The following is a 26,167-nucleotide window of genomic DNA, read 5'->3' on the forward strand; positions in this document are numbered from 1 at the left end:
ATTTTGTACACTTGGATTGTTTAATTTTTCGCTGTCAATTTTTTGAGGAAGTTGTTTTCTTGTTTCATTTCGTTATTACTTTTCCTAAATTCCACTATAAAGATGGTAAAACGTGATGAGGAGGCTCTATTAATGGATGATGCTAAAAACGGTGCTGTAGATGTTTTAGAAAAACAAGCAGCATTTCTATCGTCTGCTTTACCATATATGCAAAAATACGAAAATGAAACGGTTGTGGTAAAATATGGCGGTCATGCTATGGGTGATCCTGCCTTGGGGCGGGCATTTGCACGTGATATTGCTCTATTAAAGCAGTCGGGGATTAACCCTGTTGTTGTTCATGGTGGAGGACCTCAAATTGCTGAAATTTTGATGAAAATGGGGGTTGAATCACGATTTGAAAACGGTTTACGGGTAACCGACGAGCGGATCGTTGAAGTCGTTGAAATGGTTTTGGCCGGTTCCATAAACAAGGAAATTGTTGCTCTCATCAATGCAGAGGGTGAATGGGCAATAGGATTATGTGGCAAGGATGGCAATATGGTTTTTGCCGAAAAGGCTTATAAAACTGTCATTGATCCTGATTCGAATATTGAACGTGTTTTAGATTTAGGATTTGTTGGTGAGCCTATTGAAGTTGATCGCACATTGCTGGATCTTTTAGCATGTTCTGAAATGATACCAGTTCTTGCTCCTGTGGCTCCAGGACGCGATGGAAAAACCTATAATATTAATGCTGATATTTTTGCTGGAGCTATTGCTGGTGCATTAGAGGCTAAACGCCTTTTATTTCTCACGGATGTTCCTGGTGTTTTGGATAAACAGGGCCAACTTTTAAAAGAATTGACAGTTTCGGAAGCAGAGAAACTTATCAAAAATGGGACAATTTCAGGAGGCATGATTCCAAAAGTAGAGACTTGTATGAAAGCCCTCCAAAATGGTGTGGAAGGTGTTGTCATTTTAAATGGTAAAACTCCTCATTCTGTTTTACTAGAACTATTTACCGAACAGGGAGTTGGAACGCTTATTGTTTCATAAATTGTGCGGAAAATTGGAGGAGAAAGCCTTTCATGACAAATATAAAACAGCTTAAATATCCTTTATTAAGTAAGCCAGAATTGGCAATATTTGTTGCAACAATATTGTGGGGTATTACATTTTTAGTCATTCATATTGCGGTACGCTATAGTGGTCCCCTGTTTTTTGTTGGATTTCGTTTTATTGTTGCATCTCTTATATGTGGGGCAATTTTTTGGAGCTCTATAAAAGGTATAACGGTTTATGAAGTTTTCGCTGGGATGGCGATTGGTTTAGCCATGTTTTTAGGTTATGCTTTTCAAGCAGCTGGACTTCAAACGATTATTAGTAGTCAGTCGGCTTTTATTACAGCGCTTTATGTACCGATGGTTCCAATCTTGCAATGGATTGTTTTTAAAAAACCTCCCCGTTTTGCTTGTTGGGTTGGTATTGTTTTCGCTTTTATTGGGCTTGTTCTTGTTTCAGGACAAAAGCCGGGGAATTTTGATTTTTCAAAAGGCGAAATTTTGACTTTGTTAGGCGCGTTAGCGATTGCTGGAGAAGTCATACTCATCGGAATTTTTGCCAATAAGGTTGATAGTCGGCGTGTGACCATTATCCAGTTATTTTTTAGTGGTTTTTTTTCATTTGCTTGTATGCCTTTGGTGGGTGAAAGCATTCCTGAATTTTCGTGGGTATGGTTTAGTATTGGCATCGGATTGGCATTAATGAGTGCCATCATTCAATTGGCTATGAACTGGGCACAAAAGTCTATTTCCCCTACACGTGCAACACTCATTTACGCAGGTGAACCGGTATGGGCTGGTATTGTTGGGCGTCTGGCTGGAGAACATTTATCCCCTTTAGCATTATTAGGTGGCTTGCTTATTCTGATTGGGATCATTGTGGCTGAATTACAACCTTCACAATGGCGTAAAAAAAATAAAGCAATTGAAAAAATTGATTAGCTATGCACCTTTTCTATTATGATTTTATTACATGAGATTTTTGCTTGCAAAGTTTTCATTTTTGAGGCTTTTTTTAATATGAAGATAAAGGAGGCTTTATAAGCTATTCCAGCTTTTGTATAGCAAATTGGAGCAATAATATTTATCTGTTTGCTTAATCTCTGAAATGGGAAGTCAACTTTCATTGAGTCAAAGCATGAAATGGTGAAGATAAAAAACAGCTCTCATCTTTACTGTTATTGTTAAATGTAGCTTTACAGTTTTCGAAAACATCCATGGTAATTTTTTGAATAATAAAAATTACGCACTGTTGCACGTTATGCCTTTTATTCTTTCATGGAATCACACTTTTCACGTAAAATAGAACGCCTAAAGCGGCCTCCCATAATGTTGTATATTAACGCGTTTTTTAAAAAGACAATTATTCTTAATATACATCATATTCATTGACGGTCCGCGTGAAGTATAGAAAAACCACAGAGCATCATCATTTTACTTAATAAAAGGCATGAGCATTTTCTTTGTCAGTTCTCAATATTACGACAGTCTTTGGCATTTGAAAGAGAGAGGCATTTTTACTCATTTCTTAAACGTTTTTATCCATACACTAGCCCTGTTTTATAATGGGGAAGCAAAAAAATTTGATTGATTCACTATGAGAAGATTTAAAATGAGAAAGGCTCGCGATATTCATGTTATTTTATATAAGATTGCTAAAAAAAGCAGGTTATTGCGTATAAATAAAAAAGCATTTCTTGCGAATTTTATTGCAAGCTTAAGTGATATACACGTCCATCATATAAATATTATAACATATTGATTTATAATTAATATAGAATTATTCACATTGAATTAGAATTCTGAATACCGTAAAACTTTATCACTTCAAATTGTTTTCATATTAAATCAATCCAAATCTACTTGCTTACACGTTACAAGAAAGTGGTCCATGTGGGGAAAAACTGTACAAGAAAGGCATATCTCTTATAAACTCTTTCAAGTGTAAAGGATTGTTGCAACATTGGAGGTTGGAAAATGTGTGATGGTGCCGGTTTATCCAGCATATGAGTCATAAAATAAGATGTGAAAATATCATTTTAGTACCGTTGGATTTAATTTAGCAAATAAAAGCCTCATTTTTTAGGTTATGAAAAGTTGTGTTTTGAGAAGCTTTTTAGGTTTATATTCTTTCGATAGAAGCCGGAGCATAATTGGTCTTTGCGTTTTGTATTATTCTTTGCTAAATCGCCTTATATGACAATAGATCGTAATTATATTCGTAATTTTTCCATCGTGGCGCATATTGATCACGGCAAATCCACTTTAGCGGATCGTTTGATTCAAATAACAGGTGGGCTTGATACACGTGAGATGAAAGAACAAGTACTCGATTCCATGGATATTGAGCGTGAACGTGGAATTACTATTAAAGCACAAACGGTACGTTTACACTATAAGGCAAAGAATGGTGAAATCTATATTTTAAATCTTATGGATACACCTGGTCATGTGGATTTTGCTTATGAGGTTTCGCGTTCATTGGCAGCTTGTGAAGGTTCTCTATTGGTGGTGGATGCAAGCCAAGGTGTAGAGGCGCAGACGTTAGCAAATGTTTATCAAGCCATTGATAATTCCCATGAATTGGTTGTTGTACTCAATAAAGTTGATCTTCCAGCAGCAGAACCTGAGCGTGTTAAAGAACAAATTGAAGATGTGATAGGCATTGATACATCTCAAGCAGTAGAAATATCAGCAAAAACAGGTTTGGGTGTTCCTGATGTTTTGGAGGCAATTGTTACACAATTACCACCTCCACATACAGGCGATGTTGCAAATCCCTTGAAAGCAATGTTGGTTGATAGCTGGTATGATGCATATCTTGGTGTCATTGTTTTGGTACGAGTGATAGATGGTATTTTAAAAAAAGGCCAAACCATTCGTATGATGGGTACGGGAGCAAAATATCCAGTTGAGCGCGTTGGGGTGTTTACACCTAAAATGGTACAGGTTGATGAGTTAGGACCAGGCGAGATTGGTTTTATCACTGCCTCTATCAAAGAAGTAGCAGATACACGGGTTGGGGATACGATTACTGAAGAGCGCCGTCCTTGTGAAAATGCTTTGCCTGGTTTTAAGCCGGCGCAACCAGTTGTATTTTGTGGTCTTTTTCCAATTGATGCTGCCGATTTTGATGATTTGCGTGCAGCCATGGGCAAATTACGCTTAAATGATGCGAGTTTTTCTTTTGAAATGGAAACATCCGCGGCTTTGGGATTTGGTTTTCGCTGTGGCTTTTTGGGACTTCTTCATCTTGAAATTATTCAAGAGCGATTAGAGCGTGAGTTTAATTTGGATTTAATCGCGACAGCACCTTCGGTTGTTTATCGCATGAATATGAATGATGGTTCTGTTAAAGAGTTGCACAATCCAGCGGATATGCCTGATGTGGTTAAAATTTCTTCAATCGAAGAACCATGGATTCGGGCAACAATCATGACTCCTGATAATTATCTTGGGTCAATTTTAGAGCTATGCCAAGAGCGGCGGGGGATACAAGCTGGTTTGTCCTATGTTGGAACCCGTGCTATGGTAACGTACGATTTACCACTGAATGAAGTTGTTTTTGATTTTTATGATCGGCTAAAATCAATCTCAAAGGGTTATGCTTCTTTTGATTATCAGATGGCAGATTATGCAGAAGGGGATTTAGTTAAAATGTCTATTTTGGTAAATGGAGAGTCTATAGATGCATTGTCTATGCTTGTGCACCGCACGATTGCAGAAAAGCGCGGGCGTTCCATGTGTGAAAAGCTGAAAGATCTTATTCCCCAGCATATGTTTCAGATTCCAGTTCAAGCGGCTATTGGTGGTAAAGTTATAGCGCGCGAAACAATTCGTGCTTTGCGTAAAGATGTAACAGCGAAATGTTACGGGGGTGATGTCACGCGTAAGCGCAAACTTTTGGAAAAGCAAAAAGAAGGCAAAAAGCGGATGCGCCAATTTGGAAAAGTAGAAATTCCACAATCGGCATTTATTCAAGCACTCAAAATGAACAAATAATGAAAAAAGGAGTATTGTCTCTTATTGATTGCGCTTTTGCTTTTATTGATTGATTCAGGTGCTTAAAGAACACTTTTAAATAGAATTGCGCTGTGCTTCATGTTTTTGTGTATTGCGTAATGATGTCATGCTTCTCACGTAAAACAGAATGCTTTAAACGAAATACATTTATGTTGCATATTGGTGTGCTTGTTTTAGTGAATCATCACTCAATGCATCAAATTCCATTTCACAATGAAGGCTGTGAAAAATATAAAGTAACATGCACTGTGAATGATATAAAATCCATTTGGCATCACCGTCTTTACGCGTCATAAAGGTGCAAAGCGCATCTATCATACTCTTTTTTAGCTCAAAATATTATGACAGTCCTTATCATTTGAGAGAATTTTCATTAAAAATATTTTTACTCTTTTCTTAAAGTGTCTCTTGCCCACACACCAACTGCGTTTGTAACGCGCAAGGAAATGATAGTGATTAGATTCACTATGAAAGGATTTGAAATGAGAGAATTCTTGTATTCGAGGTTATTATTCAAGTAAAAAAATGATGAAATATTATTGTGAATTAATCTTGTGTCTAAGAACGTAAAAGATCATTAATGGATGTTTTTTCTCGTGTTTTTTGATCAACGCGTTTTACAATAACAGCACAATAAAGGCTTGGTCCTGCTTCACCATTTGGTAAAGGTTTTCCAGGGAAAGAACCTGGCACAACCACTGAATAGGCTGGTACTTCACCGATAAAAATTTCACCTGTTGTACGATCAATAATCTTTGTAGATTTTCCAATAAAGACTCCCATTCCCAAAACAGCACCTTCACGGATAATACAGCCTTCAACAATTTCAGAGCGAGCACCGATAAAGCAGTGATCTTCAATGATTGTTGGGTTTGCTTGCAGTGGTTCCAAAACACCTCCAATACCAACACCGCCAGAAAGATGGACATGTTTACCAATTTGTGCACAAGAACCAACGGTGGTCCATGTATCAACCATTGTACCCTCATCGACAAAAGCACCAAGATTAACAAAGGATGGCATCAATATAACGTTGGGTGCAATGTAAGCAGAATGACGTACAATGGCTCCAGGAACGGAACGGAAAGCAGCACTTTTAAAATCGGTCTCTTGCCAACCAGAGAATTTTGAAGGAACTTTATCCCACCAATGTGTTCCATTGATTCCACCAGTAATAATTTGCATAGGATTAAGCTGAAAAGAGAGCAAAACCGCTTTTTTCAACCATTGATGAACATGCCATTGTCCATTTTTTTGTCGTTCTGCAACACGGATTTCACCTTTATCAAGAAGGTTCAATGTATGTTCGACACTCTCACGTATTTCGCCTTTTGTGGTAGTATCGATAGAATCGCGATCGTCAAAAGCTTGTTGAATAATCATTTCAAGTTGTGTGAGATGGGGCATGACGAGAGTTCCGTTAAACAAGTTGAAAGCTTCAAGGTTTATTCTCTATGAACTACGCGAAGAAATGTGTTCAGTCAATAAAACGATGAGGAAGTAGGACAGGTGCATGAAAAAAGGCTGTAAAGAAAAAAGAAAAGGAGAACAAGAAAATTGGACACCACTTCTCCATACGAAGGATGCTCTACAACAAATACATAAAATCTCTAATTCAGTACAAATGCGTTCGTCTACTTATCGTTTAGCCTATATCGATCAAGATTTTATGATGCGTCCAGAGTTGCGCTCACAACGTATTGGTCTTGAATTTTTAAAGCCGGAAATAACCCTTAAAGAATATGATATTCAATCAACAGTTGTTTTGTTTGGTGGTGCGCGTATTCCTGAATCTGGGCAAGCGGCGTGGGCTGCAAAAAATGAAATACAAAAGAAAAATTTGCGTACTATGTCACATTATTACGATGAAGCGAGAGAATTTGCGCGTTTGTGCTCACTTTATTCTGCTACGACAGAATATCGTGAATTTGTGGTTGTTACGGGGGGCGGACCAGGAATTATGGAGGCGGGAAATCGTGGTGCTTGTGATGTTGGTGCTCCAACGATTGGTTTGAATATTATTTTACCACATGAGCAGGAACCTAATTCGTATGTGTCGCCGCATTTGTGTTTCAATTTTCATTATTTGGGGATGCGCAAGATGCATTTTTTAGTACGAGCGAAAGCATTAGCTATCTTCCCTGGAGGATTTGGGACTCTAGATGAATTGTTTGAGACGTTAACTTTAGTACAGACGGGGCGTATGAAACAGGTACCAATTTTATTGTTTGGCAAAGAATTTTGGAGCAATACTATCAATTTTGAGTATCTATCTGAACAAGGTACAATTTCTCCTACTGATGTTAATTTTGTGAAATTTGTCAATACAGCAGCAGAAGCTTTTGAAGAAATTCGTTCTTTTTATAAACTGCCTTAATGACTTTTAAGACGTTCACTCTTGAAGGATAATTAATACTCTACTTTGGTTAAATAAAGTCCTGAAGGAGGAGCAACAACACCACAATGTTTACGATCTTTAGCATGAAGAGCTGCTTCGAGATCTTGAGCTGTCCAACGTCCAATACCCACTTCCATGAGGCTTCCTGCGAATGAACGGATTTGATGATGAAGAAAAGAACGCGCTTGCGCATAAAGGAAAATTTCTTCACCTTCTCTTTGAATATCGAGGCGGTCAAGGGTGCGAATAGGGCTTTTAGCTTGGCAATGTGCTGAACGGAAAGTGGTAAAATCATGTTTTCCTACAAGCTTTTGAGCAGCTTTATGCATGGCTTCAGCATTAAGAGGCTTTGGCAACCACCACACGCGTTTGGCATTTAAGGCTGGTGGAGAGCGACGATTAAGAATTTTAAAAAGATAATGGCGTTTTACAGCGGAAAATCGTGCATCAAAGTCATCAGGGACATTTTGTACGTTTAAGATTGAAATCGCTTCTCCCTGTTTACGTAAAAGAGCATTGAGCGCATCACGTACAGTATGGGGATGCCAGTTTTTTATGAAATCAACATGCGCAACTTGTCCCGTAGCGTGTACGCCCGCATCGGTTCTTCCTGCTGTTGTTATGGTCAATTGTTGTCCACTAAAGGAAAAGAGTACCTGTTCAAGAGCTCCTTGTACAGTGTGAAGTTTTGCTTGACGCTGCCAACCAGCATAATTTGAACCATCATATTCAAGAGTGAGTTTAAAACGTGGCATCTTAAAAAACAGCAGAAATATGAGCACCTCGTAAAAAGGTTGCGCTATCAAGGACTTTACCACCCGATCTTTGGAGAGAGGTTATTTCTATCCGCCCTTGTCCACAATGGACAATCAAAGAATCTGGTTCTATTCGTCCAATTTCAAGAGAAGGACCTGTTGTTAAGCGACTATCAAGAATTTTTACACGTTCTTCTCGTCCCCCAATATTCATATTGCACCAGCAACCAGGAGAAGGAGAGAGCGCGCGAATATGCCTCTGAATAAATTCTGCAGGTTTTGTCCAATCAATGCGGGTCTCTTCCTTTTTGATTTTGGCAGCATAGGTGATGCCTTCCTCTGATTGTGGGGTTAGTTTAAGTTGGCCTTTTTCAAGAGTTGATAGGGTTTCTATCATAAGTTCTGCGCCAATATGTGAAAGTTTGTTTGAAAGCTCAGCAGTGGTGGTGTTATCAGTAATGGGGATGGAGCGAGAAAGAGCGATAGGTCCCGTATCAAGTCCTTCATCCATTTTCATGATCATGATACCTGTTTCTTTATCGCCAGCCATAATTGCACGCTGAATAGGTGCAGCACCACGCCAGCGTGGTAAGAGTGAAGCGTGGGCATTAAAACAACCAAAACGGGGTGTTTCAAGAATAGCTTTGGGTAAAAGGAGTCCATAGGCAACAACAACAGCAGCATCAACACAAAGTGCCGCAAATTGGGCTTGTTGTTCGTCTGTTTTAAGCGTTTGAGGCGTGAAGACAGGAATGGATTTTTCTTGCGCTGCACTTTGAACAGGTGAGGGGATTAATTTAAGTCCCCGACGTCCTGCTGGGCGAGGGGGTTGACTATAAACAGCAACAACATCATGACCTGCATCCAATAAAGTATGTAAAATAGGAACAGAAAAATCTGGTGTCCCCATAAAACTTAATCGTAAAGCCATTACAAAACTGCTTCCTGCATGTTTTTTTCTTTTGCGCGTTTTTTAAATTTTCGTATCACCATATCGCGTTTGATTTTTGAAATGTAATCAATAAAAAGGCGCCCATCTAAATGATCAATTTCATGCTGCAAGCAAGTTGCCAAGAGGTCGTCTGCTTCAATTTCTGTTTGTTTTCCTTCACGATTCTGGTAGCGAACACAAAGGCGTTTAGGACGTTCAACCTCTGCAAAATAGTCAGGAATAGAAAGACAACCTTCTTTATAAATATTACGCTCATCTGAAAGCCATAAAATTTCAGGGTTGATAATAACAAATGGTTTTTTCTGCTCATCTTCAGAATTTCCAGAGACATCTATAACCAACATACGTAGCGGTATACCAATTTGAATAGCAGCAAGACCAACGCCCTTAGCACTATACATGGTTTCCAACATATCATCCGCAAGTTTTTGAAGAGCTGAATCGACCTGATCAACGGGCTTGGATACTTCCCGTAAAATCGGATCAGGTAAAGTAACTAAAGATCTCATTGGCATAAGTAGAGGTTAATCAATGGTTTGTTATTGGTCAATATTGAATAACGGATTCTTGCGTTTTTTTACAATAAGAGCGTTATATTACAATTTATGTTTGATTCGTTTTTTTCCATACTCGCTGGAGAGTTTTTTTCTAAACTAATGCTTTTGCTTTTATTTATACTTGTTTGTTGGGCATTTTTTATGTTGATACATTCTCATCGAAAAAAAGCATTTTTGGAAAATGAGATTGCTGAACGCGCACGTGAGGCACAAATGCAGATGGCTACCTTGCTGAAAACACAAGCTGAAATGCAAGGGAGAATGCAAACGATGGCGGAAATTTTTGGTCAACGGCAGGCTGAATTGAATAAATCACTCAGTGAGCAACTCAATGGGATGACAACAAGCTTAGGCCAAACACTTCAGGTACAGACCAAATCCACTTATGAAAATTTGAATCGTTTGCAAGAGCGTTTAGCAGTGATTGATGCGGCACAAAATAATATTCAATCGCTTACGGGACAAGTTGTTCAGTTGCAGTCCATTTTAAGCAATAAGCAGACACGTGGTACTTTCGGTCAGGGGCGGATGGAAGCAATTATTGCCGATGCCTTACCAACAAATGCTTATGTTTTTCAGGCTGTTCTTTCCAATGGAAAACGCCCAGATTGTCTCATTCATATGCCTAATAAAGCCCCTTCTCTTGTTGTTGATGCTAAATTCCCTCTGGAGGCTTGGAATGCTATGCGTAAGGCAGAATCAGCGCAAGAGCGTCAAGAGGCAGAACGCCAATTTCGTACCGATATGGAAGTCCATATTCGTGATATTGCACAAAAATATTTGATTCCTGGAGAAACCCATGACACTGCTTTCCTTTTTGTGCCATCTGAATCGATTTTTGCAACAATTTATGAGGACTTTGAGGCATTGGTACAAAAATCCAATAGAGCTCATGTGATTATTGTTTCACCATCTTTGTTGATGCTCTCTGTCCAAGTGGTACAAACCATTATGAAAGATGCACGGATGCGTGAACAAGCGCACTTAATTCAATCAGAAGTAGCAAAATTGATGGAAGATTTTGGACGAATGGATATACGTGTTCGTGCGTTACAGAAGCACTTTCACAAAGCAGGTGAAGATATAGAGGGAATTTTGATATCATCCTCCAAAATTATGAAACGGGCAAATCGCATTGAAACTGTCGAATTAAAAGAGAATCATTCTGAACCAACAAAAATGACAACATTGGCTCAGTCGCAAACATTGCGTTTTGCTGACGAGGAATAAAGCAAAGCAATCTTCTTAAATATCACAAGTCAGATCATGTTCTTTATTGATTGGTAATATTTTTTTAGTATCTCTATCTTGTTTTATTTCTTAAACGAGAGGAATAGGAAGATGCGACACCTTTTGTTTTTAGGGGCACTGGTGTTTCTGCTAGATGGGTGTGCAACAACCACTCCCATACACACAAACAATGCTTGTGCTATTTTAGCACAAAAAAATGGTTTTTTTGACAATTGGGGTAAGGCTTCTAAACGTGCAGAAATGCGCTATGGGATTCCTATGCCTATTATTCTTGCAACCATTAATATGGAATCGAGCTTTCGTCACAATGCACGTCCTCCACGTAAAAAACTACTTGGTTTTATTCCATGGAAGCGTCAATCGACAGCCTATGGTTATTCTCAAGCGCTTGACAGTACATGGGCAATGTATCTTCGTGCTACGGGCAGATCTTTTGCATGGCGTACGAATTTTGCAGATTCTGCTGATTTTATTGCTTGGTACCATCGCCGAAGTGTTCAACGCAATGGGGTGAGATTTGATGATGCATATAGCCTTTATTTAAATTATCATATGGGACATGGTGCTTATGCGCGTAGTGGCGGGCATGTCTCTGCGGCACTTTCACAGACAGCACAGCGCATGGCAAGGATATCGAGGCTCTATGAACAACAATTAAAGAGATGTGGATGGCGTTAGGGAAGATTTTTGAAAATCTCAATTAGAGAATTGTTTTGGTAAAATTATTTGAGAGCCAAATTTCTTATGGCGTGATAAGGCTGTATCGTTTTTCTGATTGTTAAATGAAATAAATTGTTATTTTTTAGAATAAACCAAAGAGACAGAAAGCTTTTGCAATGCACAATATTTTGAGAGCACTCTCAATATTTTTACCTCTGTTGTTTAAAAAATTTACAATGAAAACTATCTTCTATTTGGTTCTGACATTTCTCACAGGTCTAAGTATCAGAGATTATTAAAGAAAAATTTTAAAATTTAATATCATTTTTTATTTTCATTATGCGTATTACTGGCTGATTATTACATGAATATTTTCTTTGTTAGCGTATAAAATAGCAATCAAAAGAAATGCAATTCGAGCATCATATTAAAGTAAGAATCTCGAATGGCGTAGGGTTTTATCATTTCAGATCTCTTGAGGTTGAATCAATAAAAACAATTGGCTTGCACATAACAAGCGTAATTGGCATGTGGATAAAAATTGTGAAAGAAAAGACTAAAAATGTTTCTTATGAACATTCTCAAATGTAAGAATTATTGGCAACATTGGGAATTAGCACATATAATGATGGCGCCACTTTGCTTTCACAACTCAACCTTTCTTGTGACGGGCAAGAAAACAAAATTAATTGATTCAATATGTTATTTAAGCGTGAATATACCTTAATATTGAGCAGATAGATGCTACTCAAAGTAGGCAATTTTTTAATTTGCAGGACATCTGATCAGGCTAAATATACTCGAAAAAAGTTCTGATTCGCAATAATTGAGAAGAATATTTTAATATTTTACTCTCTAATCTTTGTTTAGGTACTTCGTACCTTTTAAAAAGATATCGATAACCAACATATTATGATTTTGTGGAAATATTGTGATAAGGGAATTCAAATTTTGTCCTTTAAAACAAGGCGTAAGTTAAACAGCTCATTTTCTATTTCTGTGCAAAGCATAAAAAATTATCTACGTTTACGGTTACAGCAAAATTTTATAATCCAATAAACGATTAAAAATGTATTATAATATCATTAAAACGCAAGAAACAGGCGCTATTGGAATGATGATTAAATGCACATAAATCTTTTAAATTGATGCACACATTCTCTATTATAATTGATTCCCTTGATAGAATAGCTGGTCCTTTTGGTGGAGCTAAGCGGGATCGAACCGCTGACCTCTTGCATGCCATGCAAGCGCTCTCCCAGCTGAGCTATAGCCCCTATAAAAACAATTTTTCCCAAAAGGAAAGTATACAATTTCAGCTTTTCTAGAACGATCAAAATTGAAGATCAAGAAGAATTTACATTCAATGGAAAAGATGTCCTCTTTTACTTCTCTTAAGCATCGTCATCATTAGAAACACCGCCTCCGAGAATATCAGTAACGTCATCATCTTCATCGTCATCATCATGAGATAAAAATGTATCATCGTCATCACCAAGATCTACATCACTATCTTCTAAATCAGGAAGATCGTCATCTTTAGAATCCTCATCATCCTCTTCAAGAAGCATAAAAGCAGATTTTTCAAGTGCTGTATCAAGCTCTTCAGTATCAACATCTTCCTCATTGTTTGCCTCAGCTGCTGCAACTTCAAAGTAAGAACGCGGATAAGAAATTCCTGTATAGGGCGACACAATAGGATCGCGATTTAGATCGTAAAATTTTTTTCCTGTTTCTGGATCAACACGTTTAGTTCCAAGTTCTTGTTTTGCCATAAACCGTGCCTCTTTGATTAACTATTATTCCATTAAAAGATAAATTTTATGGTGCTTAATCGAAAAATAATGCCTTTGTCAAAGATAAATACACTGTTTCACAGTGATTTTTTCATGACGTCTTTTAAAGCATGTGCTAAAGGATGCACAATTTCATAAAAGTTAGACAGAATTAAATAGAATTTCCATGCAAAAAGCAATCCCTATAACCACCTATAAATCGAATAGCCTCTCTGGAAAAATTAAAATACCAGGAGATAAATCAATCTCTCATCGCTCTCTTATATTGGGAGGATTAGCAAGTGGTGAGACACATATTCATGGATTACTTGAAAGCGCTGATGTACTCAATACAGCCGCTGCTATGCAAGCTATGGGTGCCTGTATTATTAAAAAAGATGGCTTCTGGACCATACGAGGAACAGGAAATGGTTGCCTTTTAGCTGCACAAAAACCTTTAGACTTTGGAAACGCTGGAACAGGTGCTCGTTTGGTTATGGGAATGGTTGGTTCATATCATATGAAAACAACCTTTATTGGTGATGCTTCTCTCTCTAAACGTCCAATGGGACGTATCCTTGATCCACTGCGTCTCATGGGGGTTGAAATTGAAGCAACGCACGACGATCACCTTCCTTTAACGCTTTATGGTCCGAAAATGGCTAATCCGATTCGTTACCGTGTTCCAATAGCTTCTTCCCAAATTAAATCAGCAGTCCTGCTTGCTGGACTCAATACCGCCGGCATTACAACTGTTATTGAACCAGTTCTGACACGAGACCATACGGAAAAAATGTTAAAAGCATTCGGTGCACAACTTGAAATAGAAAAAGATAATGAAGGTGCGCGTTTGATTCATCTTAACGGTCAACCCCATCTTACTGGACAAACGATTCATATTCCGGGTGATCCTTCTTCTGCTGCTTTTCTAATTATCGCAGCCCTTCTTGTAGAAGACTCTGATATCACCATTGAAAATGTTTTGATAAATAATTCTCGAATAGGACTTATCGAAATATTGTGGGAAATGGGTGCTCAAATTGAATTTTTGAACCGACGTCAAACGGGTGGAGAGGATGTTGCTGATCTGCGGATAAAATCATCGGTTCTTAGAGGTGTTACGGTGCCCAAAGAACGTGCTCCATCAATGATTGATGAATATCCTGCTTTGGCAGTAGCAGCAGCCTTTGCAGAAGGCAAAACAGTGATGTTAGGAATCGAAGAATTGCGTGTAAAAGAATCAGATCGACTGTCTGCTGTTGCTCAAGGACTCGAAATTAATTGCGTAGACTGTGAAGAAGGTCAAGATTTTCTTATTGTTTATGGGAAAGGTTCTGCCAAAGGTTTGGGTGGTGGACATGTCTCCACACATCTTGATCATCGAATTGCTATGTGTTTTCTCATTTTTGGGCTTATATCAGAAAAACCTGTTACCATTGATGATAAACGAATGATCGCTACGAGCTTTCCAGAATTTATTCCTTTTATAAAACAACTTGGGGGGAAAATTGCTTGAAGCCTTTTGTTATTGCCATTGATGGACCTGCAGCCTCAGGCAAAGGAACCTTAGCACGCAAAATTGCTGCACATTATCGTCTTCGCCATCTTGATACTGGTCTTACTTATCGTAGTGTTGCTCATACGCTTTTACAACAAAATTTGGCTCTTAATGATGAAAAAAATGCTATTATTTATGCTAAAGAACTTGATTTTAATACCTTAAATTCTGCCCTTCTTTCTTCTCATGAACTTGGTGAAGCGGCTTCAAAAATAGCGATTAACCCTGCTGTACGCAAAATTCTTGTCGAAAAACAACGCAACTTTGCTAAAGTTTTGCCTGGCTGTGTGCTTGATGGACGTGATATCGGAACTATTGTTTGTCCTGATGCCGATATCAAGTTTTATGTTTTAGCCAATGTTCAAACGCGCGCCAAACGTCGCTACCAGGAGATTTTAAAAAAGGGGGTTCAAGCAAATTATCATGAAATCCTAGCTCAACTTGAACAGCGCGACAGTCGCGATATAACCCGTAAACAAAGTCCACTAAAACCAGCAAAAAACACCCACTTGCTTGATACGTCAGAATTGAGTATAGAAGCAACATTTGAAATTGCATGTAGTTTTATTGATCCAATCATAAAAATGCATATAATTGGATAAATTCGTTAAGGTGACTTCCAGCCTAGCGCTAACTTTTTTCCTTTATTCAAGGAAAAAGGCGGGGAGTTGCTTATGTTAACACTAACCTAGCGCTCATACCTTATAACACAAGGTATATATTAGGAGTTCTTATGTCACAATACAATCCCACAACAGCGGATTTTGAAGCCCTTTTAACAGAATCTTTTCAAACCAATGATCTTAATGAAGGATCTGTTGTTAAAGGTCGTGTTATTGCAATCGAAAAAGACATGGCCATTATTGATGCTGGTCTTAAAGTCGAAGGACGTATTCCTCTCAAAGAATTTGGAGCTAAAGCAAAAGACGGTTCTTTGCAAGTTGGCGATGAAGTTGAGGTTTACATTGAACGCATTGAAAATGCGATGGGTGAAGCTGTTTTATCGCGTGAAAAAGCACGGCGCGAAGAAAGTTGGGTCCGTTTGGAGGAGAAATTCAATGCTGGTGCACGCGTTGATGGAGTGATCTTTAGCCAAGTAAAAGGTGGTTTTACAGTCGATCTTGATGGTGCCGTTGCTTTTTTGCCGCGCAGCCAAGTTGATATTCGTCCTATTCGTGATGTTTCACCTCTCATGCATAATTCTCAGTCCTTTGAAATCTTGAAGATGGACCGTCGTCGTGGTAATATTGTGGTCTCACGTCGTACTGTTTTAGAAGAAAGTCGCGCCGAGCAACGTTCAGAAATTGTACAAAATCTTGAAGAAAACCAAATCGTTGAAGGTGTGGTGAAAAATATCACAGATTATGGTGCCTTTGTTGATCTTGGTGGGATTGATGGTCTCTTGCACGTTACAGATATGGCATGGCGGCGTGTTAACCACCCATCTGAAGTCCTCACGATTGGTCAAACGATTAAAGTTCAGATTATTCGCATCAATCAAGATACGCACCGTATTTCTCTTGGAATGAAACAGCTTGAAAGTGATCCTTGGGAAAGCATCAGTGTTCGGTATCCGATTGGTAAAAAAATTACGGGTGCTGTCACCAACATTACTGATTACGGTGGTTTTGTTGAAATTGAGCCAGGAATCGAAGGGCTGATCCATGTTTCTGAAATGAGCTGGACGAAGAAAAATGTTCATCCTGGGAAAATTCTGTCTACATCACAAGAAGTAGAAGTGGTTGTTCTTGAGATTGATCCTTCTAAACGGCGTATTTCTCTTGGCTTAAAGCAAACATTTGAAAATCCATGGGAAGCTTTTGCCAATAAATTTCCTGTCAATTCGCAAATTGAAGGAGAGGTTAAAAATAAAACAGAATTTGGTCTGTTTATTGGGCTTGAAGGCGATGTTGACGGTATGGTTCATTTGTCTGATCTTGATTGGAACCGTCCTGGTGAACAAGTCATTGATACTTACAATAAAGGCGATATCGTTAAAGCTGTAGTCCTTGATGTTGACATTGAAAAAGAGCGCATTTCTCTTGGGATTAAGCAGCTTTCCAGCGATAAAGTTGGAGAAGCAGCTGCTTCTGGCGAATTACGAAAAGGTGCTGTTGTAACATGCGAAGTGATTGCTGTTAACGACAATGACATTGGTGTGAAATTGATTGACCACAAACTTGAGACAACCATTCGGCGTGCTGATCTCGCGCGTGATCGTGATGAGCAACGTCCTGAGCGTTTCGCAATTGGGCAAAAGGTTGATGCTCGCATCACAGCATTTGATAAAAAAACACGTAAAATTTCAGTATCGATTAAAGCTTTAGAAATTGCAGAGGAAAAAGAAGCAGTTGCACAATATGGTTCTACAGACTCAGGTGCTTCTCTTGGTGATATTCTTGGTGCAGCTTTGAAAAAACAAGAACAAGATTAATCATCAATCATTAAAGTTGACGGTGTTATTAAGGTCACTCATTTTAGGAGTGACCTTTTTATTTTCTAATTATTGCGTCAAAAATTATAAATGCTTACAATTTAAATAAAAAACGATGTAATTGAATAACAATGGGACATTATGACGTGCATAATACCTTTCATAAAATGGTTTTTTTCTCAAAAAGAGAAAAAAACCATTTTATTAATACGGATTTTCCTCTTCGTGCAATTTATAAGGTACAGGAAGATCTTTATAACTTAGGGCATGATATAGCTTCTGGTAAAGAAATTTTACTCCCTGAGTATGAAGGAGTAGAAGATTTTCGCAAGAGATTGAATGAAAATGCTAAACTTATTCTTAATGCTTTTCATACCAGTGATTTTGCTGCCCGAAATGATGAGACCATCGCACCGTCTGCTCAATGGCTCATTGATAATCATTACACCATTGATAAAACTATACAAAAGCTACGTCGTAATCTACCCAAGTCCTTCATAAAGCAACTTCCTCTTTCTACATACAAAGCGGGAATACCACGAATTTTTGCTTTAACTTGGCTTTATATTGCGCATACCGATAGCAGCTTTTCACAAGAAACACTCACTGCTATGACCAATGGATTTCAAGAAGTTTGTGCGCTCACAATTGGTGAATTGTGGGCTCTTCCTTCTGTTATGCAAATGCTGCTCATTGAAAATGTCCGTCGTCTTTCAGTACGTATCGAAAAAGCGCGACATATGCGCCATCTTGCTAGTCAAGTGGCTGATAAAATTTCTCTTGTAGAAAATAAAACAAATCTACACTCTCTCTTTACGCAGTATAAACCATTTACTGTTGATCCAACGTTTTCAGCACATTTATTCTATCGCCTGCGCAGTGCATCTGTCGATTCAACCGTAGTATTAACTTGGCTTGAAAAGCAATTGAAAAGCCAAGGGAGTAGCTTAGAGATTGCAACAGCTGATGAACATACCCGACAAGCAGCAGATGGTGTGACCATGGGAAATATTATCCGTGCTCTTAAAGCTATAGATGATGTTGATTGGACAGCATGGTTTGAAACAGTGAGTTGTGTCGATTCTATTTTGCGTAAAAATAGTGATTTTTCTGAAATTGATTCTCACTCACGCAATATTTATCGACAAGTCATTGAAAAAGTTGCACGCTTTTCGCCTCTTAGTGAGCTGGAAATTGCACATAAAGTTGTAGAAATGGCAAATTCCACTTCTAAAGATATGCCTCATCATTCTTGTGTGGGGTGGTACCTTGTTGATGATGGTCGTGGCATATTTGAAAAGGCTTGTGGATATATCCCGCCCTTTCTCATAAAATGGACACGAGCTTCCTGTTGCTCAAAATTGAGAGTCATCGCCATTCCTGTCTCTTTTCTGACGCTCGCTCTTTTGCTTGTAATTTACGCCCTTTTACAAATATCTGGTATGACATCATGGATGTCTTTTTGCTTTACTGTATTAGCGCTTTTTCCTGCTATCGATGCTGCTTTTGCTTTATTTAACACTGTTGTTTCATGGTTTGTCCCATCAAGACAACTCATTGGCTATGAATATAAAGAAGGTATTCCAAAACATGCACGGACAATGGTTGTTGTACCTACTTTGATGACATCACGCGATGATATTGATGAACAAGTACGCAATCTTGAAGTGCACTATCTTTCCAATCCTAAAGGTGCCATTCATTTTGCGCTCATTACAGATTGGGTGGATGCTCCATTGAGAGAAACGCAAGATGATCTTGATTTATTGCACTATGCGCAAAAGAGTATTGATAAACTCAATAGTCGTTATCATCGTGATGAACTTCCTCTTTTTTTCCTTTTACATCGCCGACGCCTTTATAATACAAGCGAAAAATGTTGGATGGGATGGGAACGAAAGCGAGGAAAACTTCATGAACTCAACCGGCTCTTAAGAGGCGATAAAAACACAAGCTTTTATCCTCCCAATCCACACCTTCCTATGGATTGCCGTTTTGTTATGACGCTGGATTGTGATACACGTCTTACTCCAGAGAGCGTCGCGAAACTTGTTGGAAAGCTTAACCATCCACTCAATCATCCCATTTTTGATCCGCAAAGTGGAAAGGTTGTAAAAGGCTATAGCGTTTTACAACCACGCATTATTCCTTCTCTTACAACAGGAAAAAAAACATCAATTCTCCAACGGGTTTTTTCTATCAACCGTGGCATTGATCCTTATGTTTTTGCCGTTTCTGATACTTATCAAGATCTTTTAGGAGAAGGTACCTTTATCGGTAAAGGTCTTTATAATATTGATGCATTTGAACAAGCGCTTGATGGCAAAATTAAAGAAAATACTATTCTTAGTCATGATCTCTTAGAAGGAGGTTATGCTCGTACTGCTCTGGTAAGTAGCATAGAAGTCATTGAAGACTATCCAACCGCTTATAATATTGATGTTATGCGTTATCATCGCTGGATTCGCGGTGATTGGCAGCTTTTGCCTTATCTTTTTTTCCACCGTCAAATAAGTTCCGTGACGCGTTGGAAAATGCAGGATAATTTACGTCGTTCTCTTACTCCACTTATGTGGTTAGTCGCAGCATTTGTAGGATGGACTTTTTTGTCTTTCAAGAGTGCAATCGTCTGGCAAATATTCTTGTTGTTTAGCTCCTTCATTTCTCCCATTCTATGTGTATTAAAAACGCTTGTCTCGTCCAATATAGATCATTCTTTGCGTGGACATTTTCAATTAATTTGGAATAAAACTGCTCTTACAAGCGCTGATATATTTCTTAAAACAACGTTTCTTGCTCATTCGGCGTATTTTATGACCGATGCGATTATTCGTACACTCTATCGTATGACGATTTCAAAACAGCATCTTCTTGAATGGAAAACTTCTGCCGCAACAAAATCAATGCCCAATAGTTTGCGTTTTTATGTTTTTACAATGGCACCAGCATCGCTTATTGGTGTCCTTACTGTAGCACTTTCTCTTTTTTCTGATAGTTTTGCAAGCTTGATTGCTTTTCCTTTTGGGATAGCATGGTTTTTTTCACCCTTCATTGCTTGGATTGTGAGTCAACCTTCAACCTTTCAAGATAGCCTTGATCTTTCTTCAAAAGATGAAAAAAAACTTCGCTCTATTGCACGGCGGACATGGCTTTATTATACAACCTTTGTCAATGCACAAAACAACTATTTGCCTCCCGATAATTTTCAAGAAGATCCTGAACCTCTTGTTGCTCAACGTACATCTCCTACGAATATTGGCGTTTATCTCCTTTCTATTATTGCTGCACGTGATTTTGGCTGGATTGGTTTTGAAGAGACCATTACCCGTATTGAATGTACATTACGCTCTCTTACAAAAATGGAAAAGTTCCGTGGTCATCTCTATAATTGGTATGAAACGGATACACTTAGGCCTCTTTTACCTACTTATGTATCAACCGTTGATTCAGGAAATCTTGCCGGTCATTTGGTAACACTCTCTTCTGCCTTAAGTGAATGGGCTGAAAAACCGCCTCTTTTTTTTCAAAGTGATCGGGAAGGCTTATCGGATGTTCTTGCTATTCTTAAAGAAACTGTCAAAGAAATTCCAGATCATCAACCCAGTTTACGCTCTTTACGCCAAAAAATCGAAAAAAACATCACTCGTTTTCATGACTCTGTCCTCACTTTTGTAGAACAAGAAAATACGATCCCTTCTGACATCATAGACCTTTCACTTGCAGCCCACGATATTGTGCACTTAGTCGGTGAACTTGACCACAAAATTCAAACGATAGAATCTGCTCGTGCGCTTTCTTGGGCTAAATGCCTTATCGATACCTGTAACGCTTATCATCATGATGCGACTGCTCATTGTGATCCTGAAAAATTACGTAAAAAACTAAACAGGTTGGCTATAGTGGCACGGCAAATAGCCTTTGATATGAAATTTGACTTTTTAGAACAGCCTAAACGGCATCTCTTATCCATTGGATATCGTGTTCAAGAAAACAAACTCGATGAAAATTGTTATGATCTACTTGCTTCAGAAGCACGTCTTGCAAGTTTTTTTGCTATCGCAAAAGGAGACATAAAACTTAAACATTGGTTTCGTCTTGGTCGACTCCTCGTGCCCATAGGTTGGAAAGGTGCGCTCCTATCATGGTCTGGATCGATGTTCGAATATCTTATGCCATCTCTCGTAATGCATGAACCTTTAGGATCTCTCCTAGATCAAACAAATCGATTGATTATTCGTTGTCAAATACAATATGCCCATAAACGGGAATTGCCATGGGGTATTTCAGAGGCCGCATTTAACGCTCGCGATCATTTAATGAATTACCAATACGCTCATTTTGGTGTTCCAAACCTCGGACTCCAACGTGGTCTTTCACGCAATGCTGTCATTGCTCCCTATGCCAGCCTTCTAGCGGCACAATATGCTCCTGCTTGCACTGTCGCTAATTTAAAACGACTCCGTGATCTTGGAGCTTTAGGAACATATGGTTATTATGACTCTGTCGATTTTACCCCTTCACGCGTGAAAACAGGGGAAAAATACGCTGTTGTACGCAATTATTATGCGCACCATCATGGCATGTCTATCCTTGCTCTTAACAATGTTATTTTTCAAGGGCGAATGCGTGACCGTTTTCACCGTGATCCCATTATTGAAGCAACGCAATTGCTGTTACAGGAAAGAGCGCCTCATCTCATTCCTATTATTCATACCAAAGCTGTTAATCGTATGCGCAATAAGTCTCAAGCATTTGACGCCGCTCCTTTGCGCATTATTACAAACCCGTTGCTCAAACCACGAGAAACGTTACTTTTGTCTAATGGCTTTTATTTTACCATGTTAACAGCGAATGGTTCTGGTTACAGTCGGTGGCACGATTATGCGATTACGCGCTTTATTCCTGATGCAACAGAAGATCAACAAGGTACTTTATTCTTCTTACGCGATACGCATAGTGGTCGGTGGTGGTCTGTTACTGGTGAGCCAACACGTGTTATTGAAGAAGAAGCTGTCAGCATTTTTACAGATGAAAAGGCTGAATATACAAAAATGGTTGATGGTATAAAATCAACGCTTGAATGTCTTATTACATCTGAAGGATGTGGCGAAGGTAGACGTATTCAACTGATGAATAGGACAAATAAAGAGCGCCTCATTGAAGTGACTTCTTATGGTGAATTGGCGCTTGCCACAATGGATACAGACCAAGCTCATCCTGTTTTTTCCCGTATGTTTATAGAGACCGAAATTGCTGAGGAAGGTAAAACAATTTTTGCCAAAAGGCGCAAACGCTCACCTAGCGATCCTGAAATCTATGTTGCCCATTTTGTCTCTAGTACAACAGACATTCTCCAAGAGACAGAAGCTGAAACAGATCGCTCTCTGTTTATTGGTCGGGGGCGATCCATTCATCGGCCCGCTGCATTTGACCGAAATGCTCGTTTCAGTAACAGTCAAGGTTGTGTTCTTGATCCTGTTATGTCATTGCGATGCCGTATAAAAATTTCAGCCCATGAAAAAGCAGAACTTATTTTTTGGACTTTTGCTGCTCATACAAAAGAAGCGCTAAATAATCATATTAAACATTATCGACAACCTGATATGTTTCAAAAAGAACTTTCAATGGCATGGACGCGCTCACAAGTCGCACTGTATCAGAGCGGAACCCAGCTTAAAGAGGCTATTGTCTATCAAAAATATGCAACACCGCTTATCTACCTTGATCGAACATGGCGTCTTCCTTCTGAAATATTAGCAAAAACGCTAGGAAAACAGTCTGATCTTTGGCCCATGTCTATCTCAGGAGACAATCCACTCTGTCTTCTTAGGTTAAATAACGAGGGAAATATCTCTGTACTGCGCGAGCTCCTTAAAGCACATGAATATTGGCGTATGCGCGGACTCATTGTTGATTTGGTCATTCTTAATGAACAAACATTTTCCTACATACAAAATACACAACGCGCTCTTGAGTGGGTCTGTGAATCTTATTATCACCACACGCAAAAAGCAGATGAACGCCAACATATTTTCATGCTTCGACGCGATCAAATGAGTGAACAGAGTTTTAAAACGCTTCTTGCATCAGCGCGCATCATTCTTGATGCCCAAAATGGCTCTTTATCTGAACAGCTTAAACGACTTGATGAAAGTGATTTTGATCTTACAGTTCATAAAAATTATCATGAATTGCATGATCAATTAGATTCTCCAAAGTATAACGAAGGAAGGCAAGTTACAACACAAACTGAACAAAATTTTTTTGCTTCCATTGGTCTTATTAGCCAACAAAAACCCTCCTCTTTTCCCATAAATGGAGAAGATCTAAAATATTGGAATGGTTACGGTGGTTTTAACCAGTATAACCATTATGTAATACGTCTTCATGGACGTACAACTACACCGCACCCGTGGATTAACATCATCGCTAACCACAAATTTGGTTTTCATGTCTCTGCTGAAGGTGCAATTTTTACTTGGGTTAATAATAGCCGCGATTATAAATTAACTCCTTGGGCAAATGATCCAACATCTAACCGGCCAGGAGAAGCACTTTATCTGGTTGATCGCCAGTCTTTAAAACGTTTTTCACCCGTTTCTGCTGTAGAATGTGATGAAAATATTGTCTATGAGGCTTGTCATGGTTTTGGATTTTCAACTTTTAAATCGACACATTCAGAAATTGCATTAGAACTGACTCATACACTTGATCCGGAAAAACCTATTCGCTTTTCACGTCTTACCCTCACGAATGAAGGGAAAAAACCACGCAGTTTACGCCTTTATAATTATGTTGAATGGGTTTTGGGAAATACCCGTACAAAATATGCCCCCTTCATTATTTCCTCTTATGAGGACAAAAGGGGTGCACATTTTATTCAAAATCCCTATCATATCGAGAAATCTCAACAAGTTACATTTTTATCAGCATCCGAAAGTCCAACCAGCACTACGACCAATCGCGCTGAATTTATTGGTGCAACGGGAACTGTAACACGTCCAAATGCGATCCGTAAAGCTGGTACTCTTTCGAATACCATTGAAGCAGGATGTGATCCTTGTTCAGCATTCGCCTATGATATTGATCTTCAACCAGGGCAAACAAAAGAAATCATCTTCTATCTTGGCAGTGCTGAAAATAGGCAAGAAGCTGAAAAATTACTCAATCAAGTACATGCAAGTGATTTTGAAATTTTGCTCACAAAACAAAAACAGCAATGGAGTGATTTTGTTTCTCCTTTCCAAGTCAAAACACCTGACGCTTCTTTTAATCTTATGGTCAACCATTGGCTTCCTTATCAAATCTACGCATGCCGCATCATGGCACGCGCAGGCTTTTACCAAGCGAGTGGTGCATTTGGTTTTCGTGACCAGTTACAAGATAGCCTGTCTTTGTTATTGCTGGAACCACAATTAGCACGTGAACAATTATTAAATGCAGCAGCGCACCAATTTCTTGAAGGTGATGTGCAACATTGGTGGTTGCCTGACACAAATGCTGGTGTTCGTACATACATTTCTGATGATATCGTTTGGCTTGCATATGCAACAGCTCTTTATGTCACTACCACTGGTGATGACGCTTTTCTTGATACGCTCATTCCTTTTATTGAAGGTGATGTTCTCAAAAGTGGGCAACAGGATGCTTATTTTCAACCTATCCAATCCTCAAAGGTTGCAACAGTTTATGAACATTGTGCTTTAGCTTTAGACCTTGCCATTAAACGCTGCGGACCCCATGGTCTCCCTCTTATTTTAGGTGGGGATTGGAATGATGGCATGAATTTGGTAGGTGTGGAAGGAAAAGGCGAAAGTATTTGGTTAGGATGGTTTCTTGGGTACACATTACAAGCATTTATCTCGTTAGCCAAAAAACGTGGTGACAATAGCCATATGCAAATATGGAGTACGTACCTTGAACATTTAACAAAATCCCTAGAGAAAAGCGGTTGGGATGGTGCTTGGTATCGACGTGGTTATTTTGATGATGGAACACCTCTTGGCTCTAAAATCAATGATGAATGTCAAATTGATACCATTGCTCAATCTTGGGCTGTCATTTCTCAAATGGCATCGCTTGAACACCAAAAACAAGCAATGACATCAATGCTGGAACATCTCTATGATAAAAAAGGTGGACTTATTCGCCTTTTTTGGCCGCCTTTTGATAAAAGTACGCTCGAGCCTGGTTATATAAAAGGTTATCCTCCAGGAATTCGAGAAAATGGTGGTCAATACACGCATGGTGCCATTTGGAGTATTTTTGCGTTGGCTGAAATGGAACAAAACGATAAAGCTTACGCTTTATTTTCTATGATAAACCCAATTACCCATGGACAAGATCCTGAAATTTATCGTGTTGAACCTTATGTGATAGCCGCAGATATTTATTCTGTTGAACCACGATGTGGTCAAGGTGGTTGGACATGGTATACAGGCTCAGCCGGTTGGTTTTATCGCGCCGCAACACAAGCTATTCTTGGAATACAGCGTCAGGGAGATCTGTTGTTTTTACAGCCACATTTACCCTCTATTTGGCCAAAATATGAAGCAACAATGAAGTTTTATGATGCCATTTATACCATTAAAGTAAAATGGGGATCTAAAAATATGCTTCATGTTAATGGCAAAAAATATACCGAAGTTCATACAGGGATAAAGTTACACAAAACAGGTCAGCATGAAATTATACGTATTGTTAAATCTTAGAGATGAAAGATGAAAAAGAGAGTAGACTTTTTTATTCTTGCCCAAAACTG

Annotated in this window: 14 protein-coding genes, 1 tRNA gene and 1 pseudogene; 10 read left to right on the forward strand and 6 right to left on the reverse strand. The window is 38.8% G+C overall.

All coding sequences use genetic code 11. From position 1 onward, the window contains the following. Window positions 1-132: 132 nt before the first annotated feature. The 3 genes from argB to lepA all read left to right on the forward strand — a co-directional run bounded on the left by argB (window position 133) and on the right by lepA (window position 5,045). Window positions 133-1,038: an acetylglutamate kinase gene (gene argB, locus ACFIKR_RS00810; RefSeq protein ID WP_375658448.1), complete on the forward strand. Its 906-nt coding sequence runs from the start codon at window positions 133-135 to the stop codon at window positions 1,036-1,038. Between the two features lie 32 nt (window positions 1,039-1,070). Beyond that, window positions 1,071-1,985 (forward strand): DMT family transporter, encoded by a 915-nt coding sequence (locus ACFIKR_RS00815; RefSeq protein ID WP_375658449.1) that lies wholly within the window; start codon window positions 1,071-1,073, stop codon window positions 1,983-1,985. A 1,254-nt stretch (window positions 1,986-3,239) separates the two neighbouring features. Then, window positions 3,240-5,045, forward strand: coding sequence for a translation elongation factor 4 (gene lepA, locus ACFIKR_RS00820; RefSeq protein ID WP_375658513.1), 1,806 nt, complete (start codon window positions 3,240-3,242; stop codon window positions 5,043-5,045). 579 nt (window positions 5,046-5,624) lie between these two features. Here lepA and dapD read toward each other — a convergent pair. After that, on the reverse strand, window positions 5,625-6,473 hold the full coding sequence (gene dapD / locus ACFIKR_RS00825; protein ID WP_375658450.1) for a 2,3,4,5-tetrahydropyridine-2,6-dicarboxylate N-succinyltransferase: 849 nt from the start codon (window positions 6,471-6,473) through the stop codon (window positions 5,625-5,627). 106 nt (window positions 6,474-6,579) lie between these two features. Between dapD and ACFIKR_RS00830 the strand changes: the two genes are divergently transcribed. Further along, window positions 6,580-7,443 (forward strand): LOG family protein, encoded by an 864-nt coding sequence (locus tag ACFIKR_RS00830; RefSeq protein WP_375658451.1) that lies wholly within the window; start codon window positions 6,580-6,582, stop codon window positions 7,441-7,443. A gap of 32 nt (window positions 7,444-7,475) precedes the next feature. Here ACFIKR_RS00830 and truA read toward each other — a convergent pair whose 3' ends face one another. From truA to def, 3 genes are read right to left on the reverse strand one after another with little or no spacing between them, the layout of a single operon-like run. Then, window positions 7,476-8,219, reverse strand: a complete 744-nt coding sequence (gene truA, locus ACFIKR_RS00835) for a tRNA pseudouridine(38-40) synthase TruA (RefSeq protein WP_375658452.1) — start codon at window positions 8,217-8,219, stop codon at window positions 7,476-7,478. A 1-nt stretch (window position 8,220) separates the two neighbouring features. After that, on the reverse strand, window positions 8,221-9,150 hold the full coding sequence (fmt, locus tag ACFIKR_RS00840) for a methionyl-tRNA formyltransferase (RefSeq protein ID WP_375658453.1): 930 nt from the start codon (window positions 9,148-9,150) through the stop codon (window positions 8,221-8,223). After that, a complete protein-coding gene (def, locus tag ACFIKR_RS00845; protein WP_375644382.1) occupies window positions 9,150-9,686 on the reverse strand; it encodes a peptide deformylase in 537 nt (178 codons plus the stop codon). Before def ends, fmt begins: the two co-directional genes overlap by 1 nt. A 90-nt stretch (window positions 9,687-9,776) precedes the next feature. Here def and ACFIKR_RS00850 point away from each other — a divergent pair, with 90 nt between their 5' ends. Both ACFIKR_RS00850 and ACFIKR_RS00855 read left to right on the forward strand, forming a co-directional pair. Further along, a complete protein-coding gene (locus tag ACFIKR_RS00850) occupies window positions 9,777-10,958 on the forward strand; it encodes a DNA recombination protein RmuC (RefSeq protein ID WP_375635409.1) in 1,182 nt (393 codons plus the stop codon). 111 nt (window positions 10,959-11,069) lie between these two features. Continuing rightward, window positions 11,070-11,657, forward strand: coding sequence for a hypothetical protein (locus ACFIKR_RS00855; RefSeq protein WP_375658454.1), 588 nt, complete (start codon window positions 11,070-11,072; stop codon window positions 11,655-11,657). A gap of 1,183 nt (window positions 11,658-12,840) precedes the next feature. Here the strand turns inward: ACFIKR_RS00855 and ACFIKR_RS00860 are convergent. Together ACFIKR_RS00860 and ACFIKR_RS00865 are read right to left on the reverse strand one after the other, a co-directional pair. Beyond that, a tRNA-Ala gene (locus ACFIKR_RS00860) sits at window positions 12,841-12,916 on the reverse strand. 117 nt (window positions 12,917-13,033) lie between these two features. After that, a complete protein-coding gene (locus ACFIKR_RS00865) occupies window positions 13,034-13,414 on the reverse strand; it encodes a TIGR02300 family protein (protein ID WP_375658455.1) in 381 nt (126 codons plus the stop codon). A gap of 187 nt (window positions 13,415-13,601) precedes the next feature. Here ACFIKR_RS00865 and aroA point away from each other — a divergent pair, with 187 nt between their 5' ends. The 4 genes and pseudogenes from aroA (at window position 13,602) to ACFIKR_RS00885 (ending at window position 26,117) form a co-directional block, all read left to right on the forward strand. After that, window positions 13,602-14,930, forward strand: a complete 1,329-nt coding sequence (gene aroA / locus ACFIKR_RS00870; RefSeq protein ID WP_375658456.1) for a 3-phosphoshikimate 1-carboxyvinyltransferase — start codon at window positions 13,602-13,604, stop codon at window positions 14,928-14,930. After that, entirely contained in the window at window positions 14,927-15,574 is a 648-nt protein-coding gene (cmk, locus tag ACFIKR_RS00875) for a (d)CMP kinase (protein ID WP_375658457.1), read from the forward strand. Before aroA ends, cmk begins: the two co-directional genes overlap by 4 nt. 131 nt (window positions 15,575-15,705) lie before the next feature. Next, entirely contained in the window at window positions 15,706-17,406 is a 1,701-nt protein-coding gene (gene rpsA, locus ACFIKR_RS00880; RefSeq protein WP_375658458.1) for a 30S ribosomal protein S1, read from the forward strand. 141 nt (window positions 17,407-17,547) lie between these two features. Next, window positions 17,548-26,117, forward strand: a pseudogene (locus ACFIKR_RS00885) (GH36-type glycosyl hydrolase domain-containing protein). Window positions 26,118-26,167: the final 50 nt, after the last annotated feature.

The organism is Bartonella sp. MR30HLJHH (assembly GCF_042194195.1).
GTDB lineage: Bacteria > Pseudomonadota > Alphaproteobacteria > Rhizobiales > Rhizobiaceae > Bartonella > Bartonella grahamii.